Source organism: Bradyrhizobium sp. SRL28 (assembly GCF_018596315.1).
Taxonomy (GTDB): domain Bacteria; phylum Pseudomonadota; class Alphaproteobacteria; order Rhizobiales; family Xanthobacteraceae; genus Bradyrhizobium.
The window spans coordinates 471,773-494,170 of the sequence record NZ_JAHEAG010000002.1 but is presented as its reverse complement, the minus strand read 5'-3'; the positions used below and the strand labels follow the sequence as shown (position 1 = coordinate 494,170).

The following is a 22,398-nucleotide window of genomic DNA, read 5'->3' as shown; positions in this document are numbered from 1 at the left end:
AGCAGTCAGATCACACGAGGATTGATCCATGGCGGAGCCGGACGTTCGCAAGGGAATGCCGCCCGTCAAATTGCCGCGCGAGGAATTCGAGAAGCGCTATCGCAGCCGCTTCGTCGATCCGGCCTTCCGGCCACTGCAACGCGAACTCGACGTCATCGTCGCCGCCGCCTGGGATGCCTACAGCCATTCGCGAAAAGCCCCGCTGACCCGCAAGGCAGGTCCGGGCTTCGCCGATCCGGAATATGAAATCTCGGTGGACTGGCTCGCCGCGCGCGAGGCTATCCTTGAAGCGCAGCGGCGCCACGACGATGCGGCCGCGCCGCCGCGCATGCTCATCATCAACGGCTCGGCGCGCAGCGAGCATACCTGCCCCGGCGAGATGTCGAAGAGCTGGCGGCTGGTGAAGCTCGCCGAACCGGTGTTGGTCGAAATGGGATTCGCAGTCGACATCCTCGACCTGTCACGCCTGACGTCGGAATTCGGCCGGCAGATTCATCCCTGCAAATCCTGCGTCTCCACCGCGATGCCGCTCTGTCACTGGCCGTGCAGCTGTTATCCGAACTATTCGCTCGGGCAGACCGAAGACTGGATGAACGAGATCTATCCGCTGTGGGTCGCAGCCCACGGCATCCTGATCGTGACGCCGGTGAACTGGTATCACGCGCCCACCCCGCTAAAGGCGATGATAGACCGGCTGGTCTGCGCCGACGGCGGCAATCCCGATCCGACGTCGACGCACGGCAAGCACGCCGACCAGGCCAAGGCGCTCGAACTGAAAGGCTGGCCCTATCCGCGCCATCTGGCGGGGCGGCATTTCGGGCTCGTCGTGCACGGCGACAGCGCGGGCGCGGAGACATTGCGCCGCTCGCTTTCGGACTGGCTGACCGACATGTCATTGATCTCGGCCAGCAGGACAAGCGAGGCCGAAGGCTATATCGGCTACATGGAGCCCTACGCCACCTCGCACCAGGCGCTCGACGAAGATCGCGATTTCCAGGACGAGGTGCGCAACGCGGCGCGCTCGCTCGGCAATGCCGTGAAGCTGGCGCGCGCGGGCAGACTGGCTAATCCCGCCGAGGGGCTTGTCGATCCCAATCCGAAATAGCTGCGTAGGGTGGGCAAAGGCGCACCGCGCCGTGCCCACCATCTATCCGCTTGTTACACTGAATGGTGGGCACGCTTCGCTTTGCCCTACTACTCCGCCCCACTCACTTGCCGTAGCTGTAAAACCCCTGCCCGGTCTTGCGGCCGAGATGGCCGGCGGCGACCATTTCCTTCAAGAGCGGTGCGGGGCGATATTTCGGATCGTTGAAGCCCTGATAGAAGACTTCCATCACCGACAGCATCGTATCCAGACCGATCATGTCGGCGAGCGCCAACGGGCCGATCGGGTGGTTGCAGCCGAGCTTCATTCCAGCGTCGAGGTCTTCCGCCGTGGCGATGCCTTCCTGAAGCGCAAAGATCGCCTCGTTGATCATCGGGCAGAGGATGCGGTTGACCGCAAAGCCCGGGCTGTTCTTCGCCGTGATCGCGACCTTGCCGACCCGCTTTGCAAAGGCTTCCGCCTTGGCGTGGGTATCGTCGGAGGTCTGCAAACCACGGATCAATTCCAACAGCGCCATCAGCGGCACCGGATTGAAGAAGTGCATGCCGATGAAGCGGTCCGGACGGTCCGTCGCCGCGGCGAGCTTGGTGATCGAGATTGACGACGTGTTGGTGGCGAGCAGCGCCTGCGGCCGCAGCTTTGAGCAGAGATCCTTCAGGATCTTGACCTTCAAATCCTCGTTCTCGGTCGCCGCCTCGATCACGAGATCGCAGGTGGAAAACTTTGCAGTGTCCGTGCTCGTCGTGATCCGCGCCAACGCGGCCTGCCGGTCGGCATCGGTCATCTTCTGCTTGTTGACCAGCCGCTCCAGGCTGTTCGAGACGACCGACATGCCCCGCGTGAGCGCGGCATCGGAGATGTCGGTCATGACGACGGGAAGACCGGCGGCGGCACACACCTGGGCAATGCCGTTGCCCATCGTGCCTGCGCCTACGATACCGATTGATTCGATCATGGGGGTAACTCCGTTATTGAATGCTTGCCTGCACCGTTATCAGAGTGCCGCGGCCGCCGGTAGTCCGAAGCAATTGGCTTGCATCACCCGGCCATACTTGAATGGCGAACTGCTCCCTACACACCGGGACTCAATGGTATCGGGCGGTCTATGAGACGTCCTTCCGTTTCCGGCTTGCCGGGCACAACAAACAGTCGATACCACTCGATGTCTTTGCGCAGGGAAATTTCGGAAGCGGTCAGCTTGCCGTCTTCGCCAAGGCTTAGCTGGTCAATGCCTAGATTCTGCGCCGCGGCATAGATGCCATAATCGCCCGGCTCGACTTCCGCGGATAGCAACGGCTGGTCGTCCACCACAGACATCACGTGAATTTCTCCGCCCCTGGACGAAAAGTGCACACATGTAATCCGCTGCCACTCATCGGATGAAGGCGGCAGACTTGCCGCGACGAGTTCGACCCAATGGTCATTCAGGTCTGCTTCCGTGCCAATCATCCGAAATGTCGGCGTGCCGGCAAAGCCTCTGGAGAACTTCTCTTTGCTCCAGTTTGCGTCATCGCTGATCGCAGCGGAGGGATCATCGCACACGACGATCTGGTAATGGCTTCCAAACAACCGTCCGGCGCCAAGCAATCGATCTTCCATGGTCTCACCCAGCAGGTAGCGAGTGTGTAGCGGGAGACGCCCCCGGATATCGCTTCGCTCATCCGGGCTACGCGCTGTCGGCAAACCGCGATTGATGGGTATCGCTTCGCTCCACCCATCCTACGGCCCTACTCCGCCGCCTGCCTCACATACCTTGCCGTCGGCGTCCGCATCGTCACCAGCTCTTCCGCGGCTGTAGGATGCAGCGCAATCGTTGCGTCGAAATCGGCCTTGGTCGCCTTCATTTTTACCGCGATGGCCACCGCCTGGACGATTTCGGCGGCGGTGTCGCCGACGATGTGGCAGCCGAGCACGCGATCCGTCGTGCCGTCGACCACGAGCTTCATCAGCACGCGGGTGTCGCGGCCGGACATCGTCGCCTTGATCGGGCGGAAATCGGCCTTGTAGATGTCGACATGGCTCACCTGTGCGCGCGCCTGCGCTTCGGTCAGGCCCACGGTGCCGACCTCGGGCTGTGAGAACACCGCCGTCGGGATGGTGGCGTGATCGACCTGGATGGGGCGCTTGCCGAACACGGTGTCGGCGAAGGCATGGCCCTCGCGGATCGCAACCGGCGTCAGGTTGGTGCGATGGGTGACGTCACCGATCGCATAGATGTTGTCGACCGAGGTCTTCGACCAGCCATCGACGGCGATGCCGCCATTGGCCGGATTGATGGCGACGCCGGCGTTCTCGAGCCCGAGATTGGCGACGTTCGGGTGCCGCCCGATCGCGAACATCACCTTGTCGGAGGCGATGCTCGATCCGCTCGACAGATGCGTGGTGAATTCGTTGCTGTGCCTGTCCACTTTATCGATGGTGCAGCAGGTGATGATCGTAATGCCCTGCTTCTCCATCTCGGCGCGCACGTGCTTGCGGACGTCCTCGTCGAAACCGCGCAAAATGTTGTCGCCGCGGTAGATCACGGTGACGTCGGAGCCGAAGCCGGCAAAGATGCCGGCGAACTCCAGCGCGATATAGCCGCCGCCCTGGATCACGATGCGCTTCGGCAGTTCAGTGAGATGAAACGCCTCGTTCGAGGAGATGACGTGTTCGATGCCGGGGATTTCGCGCCCGTGGTTGGGCGCGCCGCCGGTTGCGATCAGTATGTATTTTGCGGTGACCTTTTCGCCGGTCATCAGCCGCAGCGTGTGGGCGTCTTCCAGCACCGCGCGGGTTTTCGCAATGCGCGCGCCGCTCTTCTCGACATTGGCGGCGTAGATGCCTTCGAGCCGCGCGATCTCCTTGTCCTTGTTGGCGACGAGCGTGGGCCAATCAAAGGAGACTTCGGGAATGGTCCAGCCGAAGCCGGCGGCGTCCGCGATCTCGTGGCGGACGTGCGAGCCGAGCACGAACAGCTTTTTCGGCACGCAGCCGCGGATTACGCAGGTGCCGCCCATCCGGTACTCTTCGGCGACCATGACCTTGGCGCCGTGGAGGGCTGCGATGCGGGCGGCGCGAACGCCGCCCGAACCACCGCCGATGACGAAGAGATCGACGTCGAACTCAGCCATATCAACCCCGCCCCGAAATCGGATCCGGCAATTTTTGGATCCGATTTCCTTTTTTGTTTTGACCGCGTTTTCTTAACGCGAACCGATTCCCGCTTCGCTCGAAAACGCTATGCCTGTTTTAAATTTCCTTGCCGCGCTTCTTCATCTCGGCGCGGAACTGGCCGTTGATGACTTCGGCAAAGTTCTGCGCCCACTGGTTCATGTAGGCCATGCTGAACTGGATGGCGCGCGGCTCGCTCGCGAGCAGCTTCTGGCCGAGCGGCGACTTGTAGAAGTTGACGAGGTCCTTCAGCTCCTGCTCGGTGAACTCGTTGGCGTAGACCTGCGCCATGCCCTCGCCGATTTCCTTCTCGCGGCCGGCGAGAGCCTTGGCAACGATGATGGCGACCTCGTTGAGGTCCTTCTGATAGTTCAGATTGCTCTGCATCAGCACGTTCTTGGTCTGCTCAACGAGATTGGGAACGGCGTTGGCGTACATCGCCGCCGCGTTCTTCATCGTCAGGATTTCCTTGGCGGCAGCGATCGCCGCCGGCGAACCGGGCTTGAGTGGCGTGGTCGTTGGCGCCGCGGGCGCGTTTTTCTGCTGCGCGTCGGCTGGAACGGCAGTCAGGGCCAGTCCCACCGCAAGGCCGGCCGCCGACAAAATCCGTGAAAGGCTCTTCATTCCGATTCTCCTCGATTACCGGCGTTACCGCCGCTCAACTACGCGAATTCCCTGGGCACCTGCCAGGACGGCGGTGCTGGCCAGACCAATGAACAACCCGTGTTCGACGACACCCGGGATCAGGCTCAACAGGACCGCCAGACGCGGCGCATCCGTGATGCGTTCCAGATGGGCATCGACAATCCAGTGGCCGCCATCGGTGACAAAAACGTGGCCGTCCTTGCCCTTGCGGAGCCCCATTTGCCCGGAAACGTCGCTTTGGGCAAATGCGGTGGCCATGGCCCGCTGGGTGGCGGCCAGCCCGAACGGAATCACCTCTACAGGTAGGGGGAAACGGCCGAGAACATCGACCCATTTGGTGTCGTCCGCAATCACGATCATGCGATCGGACGCCGCCGCCACGATCTTCTCCCGCAACAGCGCGCCGCCGCCGCCCTTGATCAGATTGAGGGCGGAATCGAGCTCATCGGCGCCATCGACGGTGAGGTCGAGCCGGTCGATTTCATCGAGCGTGGTCAGGGGAATTTTGCACGCTTCAGCCTGGGCCCGGGTCGCCTCCGAGGTGGGCACGCCCACCACTTTCATCCCGCCCGCAACCTTCTCGCCGAGCAGGTCGACAAAATGCTTGGCGGTCGAGCCGGTGCCGAGCCCGACCTTCATGCCGTCGCTGACGTGCTCCAGGGCTTTCGCCGCCGCCTGCCGCTTCAGTTGGTCCATATCCACTGCTGACGATGCCTCTCAAGAACCCGCCGGTGACGTTTCTCTAGCGTCGTTTTGGTCTTGGGAACAGCGCTTAAGATCTTGCGTGAGAAGGATTATGGGGGTGAAACCCGGTCCATCGCGGCCAGAATCGCGCCAAAGCGCCCCTCCACCTCGGCCCGCATGCCGGGATGGGTGAAAATATAGAGCTCATCATCCCGGATCGCTGCGAGCACGCGCGCGGCGACCGCATCGGGCTCAAGTCCGGCGTCGATATTACGGGCAATCTCGGCCACCAGGGCGGCCGCCGGGCTGGCAGGATCGAGCGGCTGCGACTGCCCGTAGCGCGCGGGGCGATTGCGCCCGCTTTCGCCGATGCGGGTGCGGACAAAACTCGGACACAGGACGCTCACGCCGATGCCGAGTGGCTTGAGCTGAAGGCTAAGGCCTTCAGACATGCTGACGACCGCAAATTTGGTCGCCCCATAGGGGCTGAATCCCAATCCGGTCTGCATACCCGCCATCGATGCGGTGTTGACGATATGACCGCCTTCGCCGTGGGCGCGGATATGCGGCAGAAAGCTTTTGATGCCGTGGAGCACGCCCATCAGGTTGACGTCGATGACCCATCGCCAATTATCCAGCGAGATGTCGTCGATACCGCCGCCGGCAGCCACGCCCGCATTGTTGCACACGACATGCACGTGCCCGAACGCATCGAACGAGGCCTTCGCCGCGCGCTCGACGCTTGCGGCGTCGGCCACATCGCAGATGGTGCCGCTTATGTCGGGAGAGATTTCCTGCAGGCTTTTGACGGCAGCCTGCAGTGCATCCGTCTCGATATCGGCCAGCATCACTTTCATGCCGGCCTGCGCAAACGCCCGGCCGAGCGCCAGCCCGATCCCTGCAGCCCCTCCAGTCACAAAGGCTGTCTTGCCCGCAAGCTCTCGCATGGTTGCTCCTCCCGGATTTTGAGTTCCCTACTTGCATGATGCTTTGTCTGCCGCTAGCGAATTCCCATGACCCTTCCCCGCACCATTGTCTTCGACCTCGACGGCACCCTCGTCGACACCGCGCCCGACCTGATCGCCGCGCTCAATTTCGTGCTCGACCGTGAAGGCATGCCACCGGTGCCGCTGAAATCGGCACGCAACATGATCGGCGCCGGGGCCCGCAAGCTGATCGAGCGCGGGCTCGAACTGGAAGGCCGCATGATGAGCGTGGAGGACGTCAACCGCCTGACAAAGGATTTCATCGACTATTACGCCGCCCACATCGCCGACGCCTCGCGGCCGTTCGAGGGGCTGGAAGCCGCGCTCGACGAGCTTGCGGCACTGGGTTGCCGCTTCGCGGTGTGCACCAACAAGCTGGAATGGCTGTCGAAGCGGCTGCTCGACCAACTGGGCCTGAGCGGACGATTTTCCGCCATCTGCGGCGCCGACACGTTTGGCGTCTCCAAGCCCGATCCCATCATCCTGCAGCAGACGGTGGCGCGGGCGGGCGGCGATATGGCTGCGACCATCATGGTGGGCGACGCCGGCCCCGACGTCGGCGTGGCGAGGCGGGCCGGCATTCCAGTGATCGGGGTCGAGTTCGGATATACCGATGTGCCGATCGCCGAATTGAAGCCCGACCGGCTGATCGCACATATGCGCGAGCTTCCGGCAGCAGTGGAGAGCCTCAGCAAGGTGACGTCTCGGACCTAACCATCTGATTTCTTGGGTGTATTGGAGCGCTAATGTTCGGCGTTAACCATTCTTCAGCATTTTTGCCCGTACTGGTTGCAACTCTGCCCTCGCACTCCTACGGTTCGCCATTGGGGATTGTGGCCGATTGGCCGCAAGTCAGAGTGGTCGATCATGCGTCGTGTCATCGCGATTGCCGTCACCGGGGCGAGCCTCGCCGGATGCTCGTCGTTTTCCCTTGATTCCTTCAAGCCGGCGCCGCCGCTGGTGAAGGTTGCGCTGGACTCGGCGCCACCGGGAGCGGATGCCACGACCTCGCTCGGACCGGCCTGCAAAACCCCCTGCTCGGTCGACGTGCCCGCGCCCGACGCCGGCTTCTCCGTCACCTTCGCAAGCCCCAAGTTCCAGCCGGTCACGGTTCCTGTCCAGGTGATCCGCAATCCCGGCGATTTTGCCTCGCCAGCGACGACCATCATCGAGCCGAGCCCGGTGTTCGCGGAACTCAAGCCGGCTGCGCCGCCGCCGAAGGCGCGCAAGCCGATGCGGCCGAAGAAGCCGAAGGCGGCTGCGGCGCCGGCCCCCGCCCAGCCCGCGGCCCGCTGAATCGCGGCGGCCCCTGCCGGATCTCGCAACTGCACCCGCAAGCTTGCTGATTGTAGGCGCCTTACAACGTGCCTAGATTATGCTAGCGAGCTACGCGTGAAGACCCCGGTACAAGTCAGTTGCAAGGCAGCCTGAATGAGCGGATTCCCGTCACCCAATCAGTTGTTCCAGCCGATGGTCGATCCGTTCGGTCGGACCATCCGGTATCTGCGCGTGTCGGTGACCGATCGCTGCGACCTGCGCTGCTTCTACTGCATGTCCGAGGACATGACGTTCCTGCCGAAGAAGGACCTGCTGACGCTGGAAGAACTCGACCGGCTGTGCTCGGCCTTCATCGCCAAGGGCGTGCGCAAGATCCGCCTCACCGGCGGCGAGCCGCTGGTCCGACGCAACGTGATGTCGCTGGTGCGCTCGCTGTCGCGGCATCTTTCAAGCGGCGCGCTCGATGAACTGACGTTGACCACCAACGCTTCACAACTGGCGCGCTTCGCCGGCGAATTGCGCGACTGCGGCGTTCGCCGCGTCAATGTCTCGCTCGACACGCTCGATGCGCAGAAGTTCCGCGCCATCACGCGCTGGGGCGATCTCGACAAGGTGTTGGCCGGCATCGAGGCCGCGCGCGACGCGGGCCTTGCGGTCAAGATCAACGCGGTGGCGTTGAAGAACATGAACGAGGAGGAAATCCCCTCGCTGATGGAATGGGCGCACGGCAAGGGCATGGCGCTGACGCTGATCGAAGTCATGCCGATGGGCGACATCGGCGAAGGCCGCATCGATCAGTACGTGCCGCTGTCGCTTCTGCGCGCCCGCCTCGCCAAGCACTACACGCTGACCGATCTCGACGACGATACAGGCGGCCCCGCCCGCTACGTTCGCGTTGCCGAGACCGGCGGCAAGCTCGGCTTCATCACGCCGATGACGCATAATTTCTGCGAGTCCTGTAACCGGGTGCGGATCACCTGCACCGGCACGCTGCACACCTGCCTTGGCCACGAGGATGCCTCGGATTTGCGCAAACCGTTGCGGGCTTCCTCCGACAACGATTTGCTGTCAGCCGCGATCGATCGCGCCATCGGGCTGAAGCCGAAGGGCCACGACTTCATCATCGACCGCCGGCATAACCGCCCAAGCGTCTCTCGCCACATGAGCGTGACCGGCGGCTGAGTTCGCTGATTAATTTATCATCCGCCCCAACGCGGATTTATCAGGCCAACCAATCAATTAATCCCCGCGTCAATTTGTCCATTTTCCGATTGACGCCGCCGCGGCGCGCTGAAATGGTGCGCCTGCTTCACGCCAGCACGGCCGGGACAGGCCGCTGCAGCCCTTAGGTTGCAGTCAAGACAGCGGTAGCGCGAGACGGGGGAGGACTATCGTTGCAATCGCATCTGCGAATGAGTTGCGGACTCGCGCGTTTTTCACGCGAGAGCGGCCTTGCGCGCTTGGTGCATGGTGGCAGCTCCAGGCGCCCGGCGCGAGATGGCAACGCAATATCAATGAAGACATCCGGCACGCGTCGATGACGCGTCCGAGGAGAGCGTAATGCGCCCATTGTTGGCACTGAGTAACTCAATCGATTGGATCAATGAGAAACTAGGCGGCGTCTGCAACTGGCTCGTGCTCGCAGCCTGCGTGGTGAGCGCCGCCAACGCGATGATCCGCTACGCCTTCGGCTACAGTTCCAACAGCTGGCTCGAATTGCAGTGGTACATGTTCGCCATCTTCGTGATGTTCGGCGCCTCCTATACGTTCAAGAAGAACGAGCATGTTCGCGTCGAAATTCTCTATCTGATGCTGTCCGAGCGCGGCCAGCTCTGGCTCGACCTGATCGGCACGCTGTGCTTCCTGATCCCGGCCTGCCTATTGCTCAGCTATCTGTCGTGGCCGTTCTTCATGCAGGCCTACGCCGTCGGCGAGACCTCGAGCAATGCCGGCGGCCTGCTGCGCTGGCCGATCAAGCTCGTCGTTCCCGTCGGCTTTGTTTTCCTGGCGCTGCAAGGCGTCTCCGAGGTGATCAAGCGCATCGCTGCACTGAAGGGTTATGTCGTGATCGATGCGAAGTATGAGAGGCCTACCCAATGATCACGCTGGACATGATGCCGCCGCTGATGTTCGGCGGCTTGATTCTGGCCATGCTGATCGGCTTCCCGGTGGCCTTCACGCTGGCCGCGCTCGGGCTGTCGTTCGGGTTCCTGTCGATCTATCTCGGCTTCTTCGACATGAACTTCCTGCAGGCCATTCCCGGTCGCATTTTCGGCGGCGTGCTTTCCAACGAATTGCTGCTTGCGATTCCCTTCTTCACCTTCATGGGCTCTGTCCTCGAGCGGTGCGGTCTAGCCGAAGACATGCTGGATTCGATGGGCCAGCTGTTCGGCCCGATCCGCGGCGGTCTCGGCTATTCCGTCATCATCGTCGGCTTCATCCTCGGTGCGATCACCGGCACGGTGGCGGCGCAGGTCATCGCCATGGCGCTGATCTCGATGCCGGTGATGCTCCGCTACGGCTACAATGTTCGCTACATCACCGGCGTGCTGGCCGCATCCGGCACCATCACCCAGTTGGTACCGCCTTCGCTGGTGCTGATCGTGATGGCCGACCAGCTCGGCAAATCGGTCGGCGACATGTATCTCGGCGCCTGGGGGCCGTCGCTCCTGCAGATCGCGCTGTTCGCCGGCTACACGTTCGTTCTGAGTATCTTCCTGCCCCATCACGTCCCGGCGGTGCCCAGGGACGCGCTGACACTGCGGGGCTGGCCGCTCTGGCGCAAATGCCTGATGGGCATCATTCCCTCTGCCGTGCTGATCTTCGTGGTGTTAGGCACCATGATGATGGGCCTGGCCACCCCCACGGAAGCCGGTGCGATGGGCGCGATTGGCGCGATCGTTCTCGCCGCAATCCACCACAAGGATCTGAGCAGCAAGGGGCACAAGATGCTCCTCGTCGGCATCGCCGCCACCGGCGCCGCCGTGATCGTCGGAATTCTCGTCGGCGAAGGCAAGGTGTTGAAACTGACGTTCGCGGTGCTCTATCTCGCCGTCGTGTGGCTCTGCCTCGAAGCCGTCCGCATTCCGGACCTGCGCGACCTGATCAAGCAGGGCTACGAATCGACCATGCGCCTCTCCACCATGGTGGTCTTCATCCTGATCGGGTCGACCTGCTTCTCGGTGGTATTCCTCGGCGTCAATGGCGGCGTCTGGCTCGAGCACCATTTGACCTCGATTCCGGGTGGCGTCTGGGGCTTCCTGATCTTCATCAACCTCTTCATCTTCTTCCTGGCATTCTTCCTCGACTTCTTCGAGATCGCCTTCATCATCCTGCCGATGGTGGCGCCGATCGCGCAGAAGGTGCTGGCGCCCGTGGTGGGGCCGGATGCCGCCCTGATCTGGTTCGGCGTCATGCTCTGCGTCAACATGCAGACATCGTTCCTGCACCCGCCGTTCGGCTTCGCGCTGTTCTATCTGCGTGGTGTTGCGCCGAAGGAAGTGAAGAGTTCCGACATCTATTGGGGCGCCCTGCCCTGGATCGGCCTGCAGGCCATCATGGTGGCGATCGTGATCGCTTTCCCGGTCGTGGTAACCGCCCTGCTCGACAAGCCGCTCGACGTCGATCTCAGCAAAGTCAGGATCGAGGTGCCGCAGATCGAACTGCCACCGCTCGATTTCGGCGGGCCGAAACAGTAGCGGCGCACTTTTCGTCATGCCCCGCCACCGGGTCGGCGCGAAGCGCCGCCCGATGACAGGCTCCGGCGGGGCATCCAATACTCCGCGGCTTCTCGGCTCCAGCTCCGGTCTCTGGAATACTGGGTCACCCGCCCCAGTGCGCAATTGCGCACAAGGCGGGTGACGACAGCTCGGAAAAGAAAACCCCGGAGCATTCGCTCCGGGGTTTCGCTTGTGGCTGTTGCGTGCGATCAGCCTTGCGGATTGCGCGCCATGAAGCTGTCGTAACCGAGCTCGGCGACCTGGAACCACTGGTATCCGTTGGCCGTGAACGAGTTCATCGATTCCAGCACTTTCTTGAAATTGGGATTGCTCGCCGACGTCTCGGCGTACAATTCCTTGGTCGCCTTCAGGCAGGCCTGCATGATCGGCGGCGAGAAGGCATGCAGCTTGGTGCCGCCTGCCAGCAGCTTCTTCAGCGCCGGCGGATTGCCCTGGTCGTATTTGGCCATCATCCAGCTATTGGCGGCCTGCCCCGCCTGCTCAAGGACGCTTTGATAGTGTTTCGGCAGCGAGTTCCATTTATCCAGGTTGACGAGCCCGAGCAGCATCGGTCCGCCTTCCCACCAGCCGGGATAGTAATAATGCGGCGCGACCTTGTTGAAGCCGAGCTTCTCGTCGTCATAAGGCCCGACCCATTCCGCCGCATCGATCGTGCCTTTTTCCAGCGCGGGATAGATGTCGCCGCCGGCAAGCTGCTGCGGCACGACGCCGAGTTTCTGCATCACGCGGCCGGCAAAGCCGCCGATGCGCATCTTCAATCCCTTCAGATCGTCGACGGTGTTGATTTCCTTTCGGAACCAACCGCCCATCTGGCAGCCGGTGTTGCCAGCCAGAAACGAGGTGACGTTGTAGCTCTTGTAGAACTGGTTGAGCAGGTCCCTTCCGCCCCCGAGCATGTACCAGGCCTGGTTGAGGCGCTGGTTGGGGCCGAACGGCACCGCCGTGCCGAAGGCAAAGGTCGGGTCCTTGCCGAAATAATAGTAGGACGCGGTGTGGCCCATCTCGACGGTGCCGTTCTGCACGGCATCGAGCACCTGCAGGCCGGGAACGATTTCGCCGCCGGCGAAAGCCTGGACCTGGAACTTGTTATCTGTGGCTTCGCCAACGAGCTTGGCCATCAACTCAACGCCGCCCCACAGCGTGTCGAGCGACTTTGGCCAGCTAGCCGTCAGGCGCCATTTGAGCTCCGGCATCGATTGTGCGATGGCGGGAGCCGCCAGCGTTGCGGCGCCAGCCGCGCCAATGCCAGTTACTTTAAGAAAATCTCTTCTTTTCATTGAATCCATCCCTGTTGGTGATGCGTGCCGTGGCCTTCTTGGCGAGGCCTTCATAGCCAGCATGGAACATCCGGTTCCCGATTTCCATCCCGAACTATACGGGGCAAACGAAAAAGCCCGGCCTTCTTGCGAAGGCCGGGCTGCTTTCTACGACTTAAGGCGTAATCAGCCGCGGGTGCGCGAGCGGATCATGAAGCTGTCATAGGTGTATTCGGCAACCTGCCACCACAGATACTGGTCCGAGCGGTAGGCCTGCATCGCGTCAATCGACTTCTTGAAGTCGGCGTTCTTGCCGGAGATCTCGGCCCACAACTCGTTGGTGGCCTTCAGGCAGGCTTCGAGCACTTCATTGGTGAAGGGACGAAGCTGGGTACCGCCGGCGACCAGACGCTTCAGCGCTGTCGGATTCTGCATGTCGTAACGCGCATTCATCCAGCTATTGGCGTTCGCGCAGGCGTTGGTCAGGATTGCCTGGTAGTTCTTCGGCAGCGAATTCCACTTTTCGAGATTGACGAAGGAGTGAACGGTCGGGCCGCCTTCCCAGAAGCCCGGGTAGTAGTAGTACTTCGCGACCTTGGCGAAGCCGAGCTTTTCATCGTCGTAGGGACCGACCCACTCGGCCGCGTCGATGGTGCCCTTTTCCAGCGCCGGATAGATGTCGCCGCCGGCGAGCTGCTGCGGCACCACGCCGACCTTCTGAAAGACCTGTCCGGCGATGCCGCCGATACGCATCTTGAGACCCGAAAGATCGGCGACCGTCTTGATCTCCTTGCGGAACCAGCCGCCCATCTGCGCACCGGTGTTGCCGGTGGGGAAACCGATCACGCCGAACTTCTTGAAGAACTCGTTGCCGAGTGCCTCGCCGCCGCCCTGATACCACCAGGAGTTCGCCTGACGCGCGTTGAGGCCGAACGGGACCGAGGCGAAGATCGCAAAGGTCGGATCCTTGCCGACGTAGTAATACGAGACGGTGTGGCACATCTCGACGGTGTTGTTGGAGGTCGCATCGAGCGCCTGCAGACCCGGAACGACTTCGCCGGCCGCGAACACCTGAATCTGAAACTTGTTGTCGGTCATTTCAGCGACGTATTTCGCCACCTGTTCAGCGCCGCCATAGATGGTGTCGAGCGACTTCGGGAAGCTCGACGTCAGGCGCCATTTGATCTCAGGTGATGATTGCGCGATCGCCGGCGAGGCAACGGCTGTCGCGGCAGCACCGGCCGCTGAAACCTTCAAAAAATCACGACGCTTCATTCAAGTCTCCTTAAGACGGGACGTTTCCCATAATCCTCGAGCATGTCCTCCGGCGGGCGAATTCCACGTCATCCGGGGCGCTCTGGCGGGGGCGCTTTAACACGGAAGTTGGCTATCGAAAACGCGACAAAGGCATGACTGTACTGATTAAACCAAAGTCTTAGGAGGCGCGGATAAGGGCCTCAGGCCGCGGCGATGGCGCCCTGAAGCTGGTCGCGCACTCTGGTCCCGATGGCGCGGTAGATCGCGGCATGCGGGCCGTCCGGCTCGCTCGCCACCACCGGGTTACCGTCATCGGAGGTGGTCCTGATCGACATGTGCAGCGGGATCTCGCCCAGGAACGGGACACCCAGCCGCTCCGCTTCGTGCCGCGCGCCGCCATGACCGAAAATGTCCGAGCGCGTGCCGCATTCGGGGCACTGGAAGTAACTCATGTTCTCGACGATGCCGAGCACCGGCACGTTGACCTTCTTGAACATCGCAAGCCCTCGCCGCGCGTCGATCAGCGAGAGATCCTGCGGGGTCGAGATGATCACCGCGCCCTTCAGCGGCACGTTCTGCGCCAGCGTCAATTGCGCGTCGCCGGTGCCGGGCGGCATGTCGACGACCAGAATATCGAGCGTGCCCCACGCCACGTCGCGCAGCATCTGGGTGATCGCCGACATCACCATCGGCCCGCGCCAGATCATCGCGGTGTCTTCCTCGACCAGAAAGCCGATCGACATGATGGCAAGGCCGAAGCGCTGGATCGGAATCATCTTCCTGTTGTCGTCGAGTCGCGGCTTCTCATTGATGCCGGTCAGCCGCGGCACCGACGGGCCGTAAATGTCAGCGTCGAGCAGGCCGACGCTCAGGCCAAGATCGCGCAGGCCCAGCGCCAGGTTGAGCGCGGTGGTCGACTTGCCGACGCCGCCCTTGCCCGAGGCCACCGCGATGACGGCGGCAACGCCCGGAATCTCCGCCTGCTTCGACATCGGCGACGCCCCGCCTTGCGGGGGACGGTGCGCGGAAGCCGGTTGCACGCCGGGAGGATGTGAATGCGCATGCCGATGCGGCGCGGGCGCAGGTGGCGGCGAGCCGGGCTTGCGCTCGGCCGTCAACGCGATCATCGCAGCAGTGACACCGGGGATCGCGCGTACGGCGGCTTCGGCCTGCGCGCGCACGCTTTCCCAGGCGCGGGCTTCCGCAGCGTCGACGTTGATGGAGAAGAACACCTTGCCGTCGGTGACCGAGATCTCCGACAGCACGTTGGCATTGGTCAGGGGCACGCCACGGGGCGAGGCCACCCGGCCAAGGGAATCGAGAACCTGTTGCTGCGTAACGCTCACTCGCGCATCTCCTGAAGCCCTTCGGTTCTGATTGAGAACCGGGCCCTACTCTCTTGTATTGACGCGCTTTCTTGACGCGACCCGATCCGCCTCGGTGCAAATCCGAAATGCAGGTCTCGTTCCGAAACCGCTAGAGCGTGATGATATTTCTTCGAAACATCATCCCGTTCTATCGCTTTGATTTGAGCATGATCTCCGCGCAAACGCTTCCGCGTTTGTCGCGAGGGAAAACCGGTCCCCACTTTTCCGGATCATGCTCGAGTGCGATGCGACCCATAGAGCGGTTCAGCGCAAAAGGCTACCTCGCTCCGACGTCATCGCGCCGCTCGGCGGGGGCTGCAGCCGTCTGCTCCTTGGCAGCCTCGTAGTTCAGCTCGATCATGACGCCATTGGGGTCATTGACGAAGATCTGCCAGAGGTCGCCGCCCGGCACCTGCCGGGAGTCGTATGCCATGCCCTTCTGCTCCAGCCGCTGCTTCATGCCGTCAAAGCCGTAGCTGGCAAACGCGACATGGTGGACGACGCCGGAATCGGGCTTCTGCGGTTCCTCGGTGCTGGAGATATCGACGAGGTGCACCACCGCCTTGCCCTCGCTATACATCCACGCCCCGGGGAAGGCGAAGTTGGGCCGGGCGCCCTTTTCCAGGCCCAGAACGTCTTCATAGAACCGGACCGTATCGGCAAGATTGCGGGTCCGGATGTTGAAATGGTCGAGCACGCCCACGCTGACGCCCATGCGATGTCACTCCCTTTTTTGTGAGGTTCTTCAGCCCCCTATCCTAGCACAATTCCGGCCCTGCCCGCCAAATGAAGGCGTTGCCCTCCCATGCGCAGCTTGTATGGTGCGGCTCCCTCAAGAACACCCGTCCGGCCAGCCCAATGTCGCCGGCAAAACTTCAAGGTATCGCATATGGCTAAAGTCGCTTTTCTCGGTCTCGGCGTAATGGGTTTCCCCATGGCAGGACATCTGGTGAAAAAAGGCGGCCACGAGGTGACCGTGTACAACCGGACCGGCGCCAAGGCGAAGGAATGGGCGGACAAATTCGGCGGCCGCGCCGCGCCGACGCCGAAGGAAGCGGCCGAAGGCCAGGATTTCGTGATGTGCTGCGTCGGCAACGATAATGATCTGCGCGCGGTCACGATCGGCGCCGACGGCGCTTTCGCCGGCATGAAAAAGGGCGCAATCTTCGTCGATCACACCACCGCCTCCGCCGAGGTGGCCCGCGAGCTCGACGCCGCCGCCACGAAGGCAGGCTTCAAGTTCATCGATGCGCCGGTGTCCGGCGGCCAGGCGGGTGCGGAAAACGGCGTGCTGACGGTGATGTGCGGCGGCAACGAAGATGCCTATGCCGCGGCCGAGCCGATCATCGCCGGCTCCTACGCGCGGATGTGCAAACTTCTCGGGCCCGCCGGCGCCGGCCAGCTCACCAAGATGGTCAACCAGATCTGCATCGCAGGTCTTGTCCAGGGCCTGTCCGAGGGCCTTCATTTCGCAAAGAAGTCGGGGCTGGACGTTCCGGCCGTCATCGAAACCATCTCCAAGGGCGCGGCGCAGTCCTGGCAGATGGAGAACCGCTACAAGGCCATGAACGAGGGCAAATTCGATTTCGGCTTTGCGGTCGAATGGATGCGCAAGGACCTCTCGATCTGCATCGCAGAAGCCCGCCGCAACGGCGCCAACCTGCCGGTGACCGCTTTGGTTGATCAGTTCTACGCCGAGGTCGAGAAGATGGGCGGCAAGCGCTGGGATACGTCGAGCCTGATGGCCCGGCTGGAGCGCTGAGTTAAAAAAACCGGTTAAGGCAGGTGGATTGGCCCCGCTTCTTGTCCCCACAGAAGCGGGGTTCCACCTGGGGAACAGGTTAATTTTAACTTCCCGTTAACGGATATTTTTAGCTCTTTAAGTCATCGCTTAATGATTTAGCCCCACAGATAGACAATGCAAAAAGCCCGCGCGGTTCGCGGGCAGGATTTGTGTTGTTTGATGAGTAACCCCGCAGAAAAGCCCGAGGTTGTCCAGCTTCCGGCAGAAGCGCCGGTCGCACCGCCGGTCAATACCCGGCGCGTGGCGGCGCAGCGGGTGCGCGAGGCGCGGGACCGGTTAACGTCATCAAGCGGCACCCGCCCGGCTTTCGATACCGAATTGCTCCGGCAATATGCCCAGACCCGGGTATCGGCCTCCTTTGTCGTTATGCTGCTGGTGGTTTCGACCGGCGTGCTGTTCGGCCTCTGGAAGGCCGCCGTGCCGGCTACGGTCTGGACCGTCGGCATGCTCTGCATCCATGCTGCCATCATTCGCAATTGCAGGCGCTTCCTCGGCGAGCAGCCCTCGCTCGCCGCCACGCGCAGATGGCAAACCCGGTTCGTGCTGCTCGACTTGCTCTACGGCCTGAGCTGGACGGCGATCCTGATGCATCCGGCCGGCGTCGACGTCGTCTCGAACACGATGATGATGTTCCTGATGCTGCTGGTGATCGCGGTGTCGAGCATGCTGGCGGCGACGCTCCCGATTGCGGCTATGGCAGCGACCGCGCCGGTGACGGCGGCGATCGCGCTCAATTTCATACTGGGCGGGACCTTCGACAATTACGCGCTCGCGCTGCTTGCGGTCGCCGCCGAGGCCTATTTTGCTCTCCTTGCCCATCAGCTCCATTCGACGACGCTGGCGACGCTCGAAGCGCGCGCCGAAAAGGACGCGCTGATCGGCGAGCTCGAACAAGCCAAGGCGATCTCGGACGAAGCGCGGCACCGCGCCGAATCCGCCAACGTCGCCAAGTCGCGCTTTCTGGCGCAGATGAGCCATGAGCTGCGAACGCCGCTGAACGCGATCCTCGGCTTCTCCGAGGTGATGAAGAGCGAAATTTTCGGCGCGCATGCGGTGGCGGTGTACAAGGAATATTCCGCCGACATCCACAATTCGGGCGTTCACCTGCTCAATCTCATCAACGAGATTCTCGATCTGTCGCGGATCGAGGCCGGCCGCTATGAGCTGAACGAGGAAGCGGTGTCGCTGGTTCACGTCGTTGCCGACTGCCACCATCTGTTGAAGCTGCGCGCGACCAGCCGCGGCATCACCATCCGCGAGGTGTTCGAGCACGGCATGCCCAGGATCTGGGGCGACGAACGCGCCACGCGCCAGGTCGTGCTCAATTTGTTATCCAATTCGATCAAGTTCACCCCGCAGGGCGGCGATATCTGGCTCAAGGTCGGCTGGACCGCTTCCGGCGGGCAATACCTCAGCGTCAAGGATACCGGCTCCGGCATTGCCGAGGATGAAATTCCGGTCGTGCTGGCTTCCTTCGGCCAGGGCTCCAACTCGATCAAGTCGGCCGAACAGGGCGCGGGGCTGGGCCTTCCGATCGCAAAGAGCCTGATCGACATGCATGGCGGCACCTTCACGCTGAAATCGAAATTGCGCATCGGCACCGAAGTCATCGTCACCTTCCCGCCGGAGCGCGTGATGAGCGCGCTGGCGCCGATGGCCGAGGAGGCCCCGCCCCTGCAGCCGGAACCCATCGTCACAGCGATCGCCGACGAAGAACGGCGGGCGCGTCACAAGCCGATCATGAGTGCAGGAACAGGGTTGTAGCTGGAGCGCTTGCGCAACGGACGCAAACCATTTCACTATCGCTAAATGAGCAAAGAAACGCCGTGTATCGCAGTCTGTATGATGGACCCCAAAACCAAACTCTGCTTCGGCTGCGGACGAACGTTGCCGGAGATCGCGCGCTGGCACCGCATGGAGACGGCGGAGCGATTGGCCGTGATGGAAGGGCTTGCGGCGCGCATGGCGGAGGCCGGCCTCTTGCAGATGCCGCCGCGCACCGAGCAAGGCTGATCGTGGGACGAATCTTGGGACCAATCGGCGGAGGCGCGCTATGATCCGCATCATGCTCGTTGTGGCGATGCTCGCCGCCACCGCCGGCGCCGTCGTCGCCTATGGCGATCCGGACCAGATCGCGCGCGCCAGCAACTCGGTCACGAAAATGCTGCGGCAACGCAGCCTGGAGCCGGCGCCCGCCGTGGAGATCGCGCGCGGCAAGGCCGGCGAATTCGCGCTGCATGCCAAGATCAACGGCGTCAAGGCGCCGATGGTGATCGACACCGGCGCGACGTCGGTGGTGCTGACCTGGGAGACGGCGAAGGCGATCGGCCTGCCGATCGAGATGCTCGAATACAATGTGGACGTCGAAACCGCGGGCGGTCACACCAAGGCGGCGCGGCTGACGCTCGACCGTCTCGCGGTAGGTCAGCTCGTCGAGAAATCGGTGCCGGCGCTGGTGGTACCGCGCGGGCAGATGAAGACCAACCTGCTCGGCATGAGCTTTCTGGATCGGCTGGAAAGCTGGGGCGTGCAGGCCGACAAGGTGATGCTGCACGGCTATCCCGACGTCGCAGGCCGGAGCAAGCGCCGCGCGGCTGCGAACTAGAGCCGCGGGCTGATGTCCGCTTGGCCTCCAAGAGCGGCGCAAAAGCAAGCATGTTGATGTCGACGCGATGGGCCAATCGGCGACATCAGTCCGGAGTGAATGCAGGGCGCCAGGAGCCGCATTTCCTGCAAGCATCCGGACCGATGCGCACGTTGCTCCGATCGGTCAACGCACTTCGAAGATCATGTTGAACGGCGTCTCGGTCGCGCGACGGAAGCGCTTGAAGCCCGCTTCAGTCGCCACCTGACGCAATCTGCTTTCACCCGCCTGCGCACCGAGCCCCAAGCCTACTTCTTGAGAGAGTGAAGCGGGCGTACAAATGAATGTCGAGGCGTGATAGAAAATGCATCCGACCGGGTTGAGATTGTCCTTGAGATTGTCATGCGCAAACGGCTCGACGATCATCCACGACCCATCCTTGGCTAGCGTTTCCTTGACATGCTTGCCTGCACCCACGGGGTCGCCCATGTCATGCAGGCAATCGAAGAACGCCACCAGATCGTAGTCCTTCGCCGGAAAATCCTTGGCACTGGCCTGCGCGAACGTGATGCGGTCTCCAACTCCCGCTTCCTGCGCCAGGACCTTCGCGCGTTCAATCGAAGGCTTGTGGTAATCGAACCCGAAGAACTCTGACTTGGGGTAAGCCTGCGCCATCACAATCGTAGAGGCGCCGTGGCCGCATCCGACATCGGCCACCCTGGCGCCAGCTTTCAGTTTTGCCTCGACGCCTTCGAGCGTCGGAATCCAGTTCGAAACCAGATTGGCGTTATAGCCCGGCCTGAAGAAGCGTTCGGTGCCAGAGAAAAGACACTTCGAGTGCTCGTGCCAACCAACGCCTTTCCCGGTTCGAAACGCTTCGGCGACTTTGGGTTCATCGAGATAGGTCGACTGCACGACATCGAATGCACCGGCAAAGAAAGCTGGCGACCCCTCTTCGGCGAACGCCATGGCTTGCTCCGCCGAGAGTGAGAACGCATTTTTCTCGGGGTGGTAGTCGATGTATCCAGAGGCGGCCTGCCCGGACAGCCATTCGCGCACATAACGCTCATGCAGACCGGTCTTCTTGGCAAGCTCGGACGGAGTGACCACGGCACCATCCGCCATCGCCTTGTAGAGCCCGAGGCGATCGCCGAGCAGTATGCTTGCGCCGCCTAGTGAGACGCCGAGGTCGCCGACCAGCTTTCCTACGAGCGCGTTCAACTTTTCAAGGTTTGGTTCACGCATTGCAGCTTCCTCTACTTTTTGAGAACAGCCCCAGCGTTAGTTAATCAAGCCTAGGACAACCGACGGATTACAAGTGTGAAGGGGTTCACGGTTCCGCGATTGGCAGCGCCGTGAAGTGTCGCCGAACTCACGGCTCGGTCTAAGCGGCAAGAATGATTGGCAAAATGCGTATGCAGAACGGCATCTCCATTTCCTGACATTCGACGGACGAATGTCCGCTCATGCGCGGGCGTTCGTCGGCCAGGACGCCGCATCCGCTAGAGAGATGGCCGCCGCCGGCAAAGCCAAACCGTTAACCCTGTCGGCAAACGCCCTGTACGAGGGTCGGGTTGTTAAGTCAGCCGCCGCCAAGTTGCCTCATTAGATCGGAGAATTTCACCGGCACAAATGTAGCCGGAGGACATCATGCTGAGAATGATGTTGTTGGGCCTTCTCATCCCGTTGGGTGTAGGCGTACTGGCGGCAATGGAACTCAGAACTCCACCGCGTAGTGCAGTAGCCGTCGTCCAGCCCCTTGCCGAGACAGGCGTAGGCATTTCCGATTCACAGGGTGCGTTGGCGAAGGCTGATCGACTTGAAATTACCGCTGCGAGCAGCGAGACGCCAGCGCAGCCTGCTCTCGTCGACGAACGCATTTCTCCGTCGGAAGACATCAGTATCGGTTCTTCGGAGCCCCCGAGGCTGATCAACCGCCCTCGGCACGATCCCAAACCAAAGAAGGTCGCTACCGCTGCCCTTCCTAAGTCGAAGACAAAGCCAACCCATATCAAGCGAACCACCATTTCCGAGCGTTCAAAGGGCGTCAGCGATACCGAGCCCTGTCGGCTGAGCGCGTTTGGTGGCTTGCGTAAGGCTTTGAATTCAGTCGACTGCGAAATTTGATTCAGCGAGCATAATTCCTCGTGGAACGGCTTCGGTCACTCTAACCTGAGGTCATCTCGTCGCGAAACGGCGCTTGTACGACACATCGAAAGCGGCTCGGTTAAGCCACCTCCCTGTTCGAGGAGAGTGGCCGCCGCGCCGGTCCCTCCCCATTTTGGATGCGGGGGACGAGCACATTCTCGTGGGCCATCGGAGATGGGTAATGACCATAAGAGCCTTTTGCACGCTTGCCGCCGCCATCTTTGCACTGATCGCACTTCTGCAGTTGATCCGGATTGTGATGGGGTGGTCCGTCACCTTGAATGGCGTTGATGTGCCGTTCTGGGCGAGCTGGATTGCCGTCACTGTGGCGGGCGTGTTGAGCTTCGTCGGCTTCCGCGCCGCCATGCACAGCTAAAGGCTTGGCAGAGCA

Annotated in this window: 23 protein-coding genes; 12 read left to right on the top strand and 11 right to left on the bottom strand. The window is 62.0% G+C overall.

Annotated features, from left to right (window positions below; translation table 11 throughout):
- Positions 1 to 28 precede the first annotated feature (28 nt).
- Positions 29 to 1,105, top strand: coding sequence for a flavodoxin family protein (locus tag KIP88_RS06735; protein WP_214487068.1), 1,077 nt, complete (start codon positions 29 to 31; stop codon positions 1,103 to 1,105).
- A 103-nt stretch (positions 1,106 to 1,208) separates the two neighbouring features.
- Here the strand turns inward: KIP88_RS06735 and KIP88_RS06730 are convergent, their stop codons facing one another.
- From KIP88_RS06730 to KIP88_RS06705, 6 genes are all read right to left on the bottom strand, one after another.
- Entirely contained in the window at positions 1,209 to 2,060 is an 852-nt protein-coding gene (locus KIP88_RS06730; RefSeq protein ID WP_214487067.1) for a 3-hydroxybutyryl-CoA dehydrogenase, read from the bottom strand.
- A gap of 116 nt (positions 2,061 to 2,176) precedes the next feature.
- Positions 2,177 to 2,704, bottom strand: a complete 528-nt coding sequence (locus tag KIP88_RS06725; protein ID WP_214487066.1) for a hypothetical protein — start codon at positions 2,702 to 2,704, stop codon at positions 2,177 to 2,179.
- Positions 2,705 to 2,832: 128 nt separating this feature from the next.
- Positions 2,833 to 4,218 (bottom strand): glutathione-disulfide reductase, encoded by a 1,386-nt coding sequence (gene gor, locus KIP88_RS06720; RefSeq protein WP_214487065.1) that lies wholly within the window; start codon positions 4,216 to 4,218, stop codon positions 2,833 to 2,835.
- Between the two features lie 118 nt (positions 4,219 to 4,336).
- Positions 4,337 to 4,882, bottom strand: coding sequence for a DUF2059 domain-containing protein (locus tag KIP88_RS06715; RefSeq protein ID WP_214487064.1), 546 nt, complete (start codon positions 4,880 to 4,882; stop codon positions 4,337 to 4,339).
- Positions 4,883 to 4,906: 24 nt separating this feature from the next.
- Complete coding sequence (gene rpiA, locus KIP88_RS06710) at positions 4,907 to 5,605, bottom strand: ribose-5-phosphate isomerase RpiA (protein ID WP_214487063.1); 699 nt, start codon at positions 5,603 to 5,605, stop codon at positions 4,907 to 4,909.
- Between the two features lie 92 nt (positions 5,606 to 5,697).
- On the bottom strand, positions 5,698 to 6,534 hold the full coding sequence (locus tag KIP88_RS06705) for an SDR family NAD(P)-dependent oxidoreductase (protein ID WP_214487062.1): 837 nt from the start codon (positions 6,532 to 6,534) through the stop codon (positions 5,698 to 5,700).
- Between the two features lie 66 nt (positions 6,535 to 6,600).
- On the opposite strand from KIP88_RS06705, the gene KIP88_RS06700 reads away from it, so the two are divergent.
- The 5 genes from KIP88_RS06700 to KIP88_RS06680 all read left to right on the top strand — a co-directional run bounded on the left by KIP88_RS06700 (position 6,601) and on the right by KIP88_RS06680 (position 11,549).
- A complete protein-coding gene (locus tag KIP88_RS06700) occupies positions 6,601 to 7,287 on the top strand; it encodes an HAD family hydrolase (RefSeq protein WP_214487061.1) in 687 nt (228 codons plus the stop codon).
- A gap of 153 nt (positions 7,288 to 7,440) precedes the next feature.
- On the top strand, positions 7,441 to 7,869 hold the full coding sequence (locus KIP88_RS06695) for a hypothetical protein (protein ID WP_214487060.1): 429 nt from the start codon (positions 7,441 to 7,443) through the stop codon (positions 7,867 to 7,869).
- A gap of 174 nt (positions 7,870 to 8,043) precedes the next feature.
- Entirely contained in the window at positions 8,044 to 9,033 is a 990-nt protein-coding gene (gene moaA, locus KIP88_RS06690; RefSeq protein WP_214487304.1) for a GTP 3',8-cyclase MoaA, read from the top strand.
- Positions 9,034 to 9,411: 378 nt separating this feature from the next.
- Complete coding sequence (locus KIP88_RS06685) at positions 9,412 to 9,951, top strand: TRAP transporter small permease subunit (RefSeq protein WP_214487059.1); 540 nt, start codon at positions 9,412 to 9,414, stop codon at positions 9,949 to 9,951.
- Positions 9,948 to 11,549 (top strand): TRAP transporter large permease subunit, encoded by a 1,602-nt coding sequence (locus KIP88_RS06680; protein ID WP_214487058.1) that lies wholly within the window; start codon positions 9,948 to 9,950, stop codon positions 11,547 to 11,549. The genes KIP88_RS06685 and KIP88_RS06680 overlap by 4 nt, the downstream gene beginning before the upstream one ends.
- 230 nt (positions 11,550 to 11,779) lie before the next feature.
- On the opposite strand, the gene KIP88_RS06675 is transcribed toward KIP88_RS06680, so the two are convergent.
- The 4 genes from KIP88_RS06675 to KIP88_RS06660 all read right to left on the bottom strand — a co-directional run bounded on the left by KIP88_RS06675 (position 11,780) and on the right by KIP88_RS06660 (position 16,186).
- Positions 11,780 to 12,868: a TRAP transporter substrate-binding protein gene (locus KIP88_RS06675; RefSeq protein WP_214487057.1), complete on the bottom strand. Its 1,089-nt coding sequence runs from the start codon at positions 12,866 to 12,868 to the stop codon at positions 11,780 to 11,782.
- 165 nt (positions 12,869 to 13,033) lie between these two features.
- On the bottom strand, positions 13,034 to 14,122 hold the full coding sequence (locus KIP88_RS06670; RefSeq protein WP_214487056.1) for a TRAP transporter substrate-binding protein: 1,089 nt from the start codon (positions 14,120 to 14,122) through the stop codon (positions 13,034 to 13,036).
- Between the two features lie 182 nt (positions 14,123 to 14,304).
- A complete protein-coding gene (locus KIP88_RS06665; protein WP_214487055.1) occupies positions 14,305 to 15,450 on the bottom strand; it encodes an Mrp/NBP35 family ATP-binding protein in 1,146 nt (381 codons plus the stop codon).
- Between the two features lie 298 nt (positions 15,451 to 15,748).
- On the bottom strand, positions 15,749 to 16,186 hold the full coding sequence (locus KIP88_RS06660) for a VOC family protein (protein ID WP_214487054.1): 438 nt from the start codon (positions 16,184 to 16,186) through the stop codon (positions 15,749 to 15,751).
- A 90-nt stretch (positions 16,187 to 16,276) separates the two neighbouring features.
- On the opposite strand from KIP88_RS06660, the gene KIP88_RS06655 reads away from it, so the two are divergent.
- From KIP88_RS06655 to KIP88_RS06640, 4 genes are all read left to right on the top strand, one after another.
- Positions 16,277 to 17,233, top strand: a complete 957-nt coding sequence (locus KIP88_RS06655; protein WP_214487053.1) for an NAD(P)-dependent oxidoreductase — start codon at positions 16,277 to 16,279, stop codon at positions 17,231 to 17,233.
- A 201-nt stretch (positions 17,234 to 17,434) separates the two neighbouring features.
- Complete coding sequence (locus KIP88_RS06650; protein WP_214487052.1) at positions 17,435 to 19,039, top strand: HAMP domain-containing sensor histidine kinase; 1,605 nt, start codon at positions 17,435 to 17,437, stop codon at positions 19,037 to 19,039.
- A gap of 45 nt (positions 19,040 to 19,084) precedes the next feature.
- Positions 19,085 to 19,288, top strand: a complete 204-nt coding sequence (locus tag KIP88_RS06645; protein ID WP_214487051.1) for a DUF1289 domain-containing protein — start codon at positions 19,085 to 19,087, stop codon at positions 19,286 to 19,288.
- A gap of 40 nt (positions 19,289 to 19,328) precedes the next feature.
- On the top strand, positions 19,329 to 19,880 hold the full coding sequence (locus KIP88_RS06640; RefSeq protein ID WP_214487050.1) for a TIGR02281 family clan AA aspartic protease: 552 nt from the start codon (positions 19,329 to 19,331) through the stop codon (positions 19,878 to 19,880).
- A 165-nt stretch (positions 19,881 to 20,045) separates the two neighbouring features.
- On the opposite strand, the gene KIP88_RS06635 is transcribed toward KIP88_RS06640, so the two are convergent.
- Positions 20,046 to 21,104, bottom strand: coding sequence for a class I SAM-dependent methyltransferase (locus tag KIP88_RS06635; protein WP_214487049.1), 1,059 nt, complete (start codon positions 21,102 to 21,104; stop codon positions 20,046 to 20,048).
- 405 nt (positions 21,105 to 21,509) lie between these two features.
- On the opposite strand from KIP88_RS06635, the gene KIP88_RS06630 reads away from it, so the two are divergent.
- Both KIP88_RS06630 and KIP88_RS06625 read left to right on the top strand, forming a co-directional pair.
- Positions 21,510 to 21,986, top strand: coding sequence for a hypothetical protein (locus tag KIP88_RS06630; protein ID WP_214487048.1), 477 nt, complete (start codon positions 21,510 to 21,512; stop codon positions 21,984 to 21,986).
- Positions 21,987 to 22,188: 202 nt separating this feature from the next.
- Entirely contained in the window at positions 22,189 to 22,383 is a 195-nt protein-coding gene (locus tag KIP88_RS06625) for a hypothetical protein (protein WP_214487047.1), read from the top strand.
- Positions 22,384 to 22,398 lie beyond the last annotated feature (15 nt).